The sequence below is a fragment of the Deltaproteobacteria bacterium genome (genome assembly GCA_016874775.1).
GTDB lineage: Bacteria > Desulfobacterota > Binatia > Bin18 > Bin18 > VGTJ01.
Map to the genome: position 1 here is coordinate 1 of VGTJ01000317.1, position 3,505 is coordinate 3,505.

Consider the following 3,505-nt stretch of genomic DNA (forward strand, 5'->3'; position numbering starts at 1 on the left):
CGGCGAGAGGCCGGGGGAAAGAAGCTCTTCAATTGTGTCCATTCGGTCATGGTCAGGTCCGTTGGATAAACTCGCGGCAGTGTATTCATCCCTCAAGCTTACCAATCCCTTTTTCAAAACACTCTCTTAGAAGAGCTGTCCCTGCGCACCACCGTCAGATCGCGTCATACCGAAATGACGATATGCTTGCAATGTGGCCAGTCGTCCACGCGGGGTCCGCTGCAGATAGCCCTCCTGGATGAGGTATGGCTCGTAGACATCTTCGACCGTACTTTTCTCTTCACCGATGGCCGCCGCAATGGTCTCAACGCCAACCGGTCCACCGTTAAACTTCTCGATGATAGTGAGGAGGATGGCACGGTCCATTTTGTCGAAGCCGACGTCATCGACTTCCAGCAACTGCAGGGCTTCACGTGCCACATCGCGCTGTATGACACCGTGATTCTTCACCTGGGCAAAATCACGCACCCGTCGTAACAAACGGTTGGCAATGCGCGGCGTGCCACGCGAGCGGCGAGCAATTTCTGCCGTGCCACTCGCATCGATAACCAAGCCAAGAATTGCAGCGGAACGGCGGATAATTTTCTCCAAATCCGCCACTTGATAGAAGTCGAGGCGAAACGTCGAACCGAAGCGGTCACGTAGGGGTGACGTCAGCAATCCAGCTCGCGTTGTTGCGCCTACTAAAGTAAAGCGCTTCAGATCAAGCTTCACAGTACGTGCCGATGGTCCCTGCCCTACTACAAGGTCGAGCTGAAAATCTTCCATCGCTGGATAGAGCAGTTCTTCAACCACACGATTGAGTCGATGGATCTCATCAATAAAGAGCACATCTCCGCTATCGAGGTTGGTGAGAATCGCTGCTAAGTCACCAGGTCGTTCAATCACTGGACCAGTCGTCGCATGAATATTCACTTCCATCTCGCGTGAGATGATGTGGGCCATTGACGTCTTACCAAGGCCTGGTGGACCACAGAACAAGGTGTGATCAAGCACATCGCCACGCTGTTTGGCAGCATCGATAGCAATGCGTAAATTCTGCTTGACACCGTCTTGGCCAATGTATTCGTTGAGTGACCGTGGTCGTAGTGATCCCTCAACATGATCCTCAGGCTTATCGCCTCCCGCCTCAAGACTAGCCGTCGCGACAGGAAGTAACTCCTCAGGTTGGTCGAATACCGGCTTTTTCTTTGCTTTCATGCTCGTAAGCTCCGCAATGACTCGCGAATGAGGTCAGCGATCGAGTTCGCTCCACGCTGAAGCGCCGCTCGTACAGCTTTCTCTGCCTCAGCCTGCCGATACCCGAGATTGACTAGTGCTGAGGTTGCCTCTGCCGACACTGGAGGCTGCCCCCCAGTAACACTCTGACCGTTATCGAATGCACCAACTTTCTCGCGCAGTTCCACGACGAGTCGTTCAGCCGTTTTCTTACCGACGCCAGGAACCGCAACCAAACGCGTCACGTCACCGGTTCGTAGGGCGTTTTCGAGTTCATCGACTGGAATGCCGGACAAGATATTCAACGCAAGGCGAGGGCCAATACCAGTGACACCTTTGAGCAGCAAGAAACTCGCGCGTTCTTTCTCTTCAAGGAACCCGTAGAGGAGCAGTGCATCTTCACGCAGATGTGTATAGATCTGCAAACTCACCGAATCATGCAACGCAGGAAGACGATAAAACGTCTGCAGCGATACGAACACCTGATAACCAACGCCATTGACGTTGACGATCAACTGTTCGGGGGTCTTTTCTTCCAACGCTCCAGTAAGGCGAGCAATCACATCAGTAGCCTCACCTGCTAACGTCCGGTTTTGCGTGAGAACGATAGGGACCGTGGTAATGAACGTTTCAGAAACGCACTGCGCAAGAGTTGCACCCGGGTGGCATCGGCCATACCAGAGTGCGGCTCTTTCGCACTAGCTTCTGCGATACGTTCGGCAAGGCGTGAGGAATTGAAGTGGCAAATAGCGGCGGCCAGTGCATCAGTCGCATCTTGGCTCGTCGGAAACTCGGGCGGCCCTGAGCGCTTGCTAAACCCAAGCAGTGCGAGAACAGATTCTTGCACTTGTTGTTTGTCTGCGCGTCCATAGCCAACAACTGCCGTCTTAATCTCCGTAGGGTTGTATTCAGTAATCCGCAATCCGGCCTGAGAGGCAGCAAGCAACACAACACCACGAGCCTCCCCTAAGCGAAAGGCACTTTGTACGTTATAAGCCACAAAGGCTTTCTCCAAACTGAGGACGTGCGGCTTCCACCGATCGATCACCTCGACCACCCCTGCATGGATCACTCGCAGTCGTTCGTGGAGCGAACGAAACCCCTTGGGGATAATCGTTCCGCCAGCACAGAATTCGAGTTTCTGCCCTCTTCGTTCGACCACTCCCCAACCAGCACGGAGGGTCCCCGGATCGACTCCCAGGACTCGCAAAGAGGGCTCGGTGCGTTGCGCAACCACAATAATGGTTTCTCTTATGCCGCGCTGAGTCGCTCGGCTTCTTCCTGAGCGATTTCAAAATTGGCCGACACACTCTGTACGTCGTCGTTGTCTTCCAGTATTTCGAGCAGTTTGAGCGTTGTTTCTGCCTCTTTTCCTGCCAGATTAACCGTATTCTGGGGAATCATCGTTACTTCGGCTGAAACCATTGTGATCCCGGCTTTTTCCAAGGCTTCACGGACGGCATCAAAGTCTTCCGGTGCAGTGGAGACTTCAAACCCGTCATCTCCACCTGTGACATCTTCAGCCCCAGCCTCGAGGGCAATTTCCATCAGTTGGTCTTCGTCGGCTTGACCTTTTTCAATGGCGATGACCCCTTTTTTGCTGAACATCCAGGCCACAGAGTTGGGCGCTCCGAGGTTCCCACCATGCTTGGAGAACATATGGCGGACTTCGGATACAGTACGAGTTTTATTATCGGTGAGCGCTTGCACTAGGATTGCGACTCCACCAGGTCCATGCCCCTCGTAGGTCACCTCTTCATAGCTGACACCTTCGAGTTCGCCAGCACCTTTTTTGATCGCGCGATCAATGGTGTCGTTTGGCATACTCGCCGCTTTTGCTGCGGCTAAGGCAGTACGGAGTCGCGGGTTCGAGCTGAGATCACTTCCCCCTATACGAGCAGCAATGGTCAAATCTTTGATGAGTTTGGTGAACAACTTTCCACGGCGCGCATCTTTCAGCGCTTTTTTATGCTTAATCGTGCTCCATTTAGAATGGCCGGACATAGCCACGTCCTCCCGGCAAACGAAGTCCTGCCAGTGTTACCACATCGTTTTGGCAGAGTAAACGAGGAAGACTGGACTAGAGGAGGAAGGGAGGGAAGATAAGATCGCGAGGGAATTACGGTTTTACGAAGAGAGCGGATTGGGGGCGAGAGCAGCCATCCCTGTAAAGGTCTGAATCTTTCATGATTTCGCGGGTTCTGCTGAGATAGGCGCGTGTCGTGGGGAGAAACTCAAGTTCAGGGAGAGAGAAGGGAACACGCGATGATCTTAGGAGCATGCTTTG

General features: G+C 53.4%; 4 protein-coding genes. All 4 read right to left on the bottom strand.

What is annotated here, in order from left to right; all coding sequences use genetic code 11:
- Positions 1 to 126: 126 nt before the first annotated feature.
- Genes ruvB through FJ147_27935 form a run of 4 tightly spaced genes read right to left on the bottom strand, consistent with a single transcriptional unit; the run spans position 127 to position 3,222 of the window.
- Positions 127 to 1,200 (bottom strand): Holliday junction branch migration DNA helicase RuvB, encoded by a 1,074-nt coding sequence (gene ruvB, locus FJ147_27920; GenBank protein ID MBM4259711.1) that lies wholly within the window; start codon positions 1,198 to 1,200, stop codon positions 127 to 129.
- Positions 1,197 to 1,841, bottom strand: coding sequence for a Holliday junction branch migration protein RuvA (gene ruvA, locus FJ147_27925; GenBank protein ID MBM4259712.1), 645 nt, complete (start codon positions 1,839 to 1,841; stop codon positions 1,197 to 1,199). The genes ruvB and ruvA overlap by 4 nt, the downstream gene beginning before the upstream one ends.
- Complete coding sequence (gene ruvC / locus FJ147_27930) at positions 1,799 to 2,473, bottom strand: crossover junction endodeoxyribonuclease RuvC (GenBank protein MBM4259713.1); 675 nt, start codon at positions 2,471 to 2,473, stop codon at positions 1,799 to 1,801. Before ruvC ends, ruvA begins: the two co-directional genes overlap by 43 nt.
- Positions 2,470 to 3,222 (bottom strand): YebC/PmpR family DNA-binding transcriptional regulator, encoded by a 753-nt coding sequence (locus FJ147_27935; protein ID MBM4259714.1) that lies wholly within the window; start codon positions 3,220 to 3,222, stop codon positions 2,470 to 2,472. Before FJ147_27935 ends, ruvC begins: the two co-directional genes overlap by 4 nt.
- Positions 3,223 to 3,505: the final 283 nt, after the last annotated feature.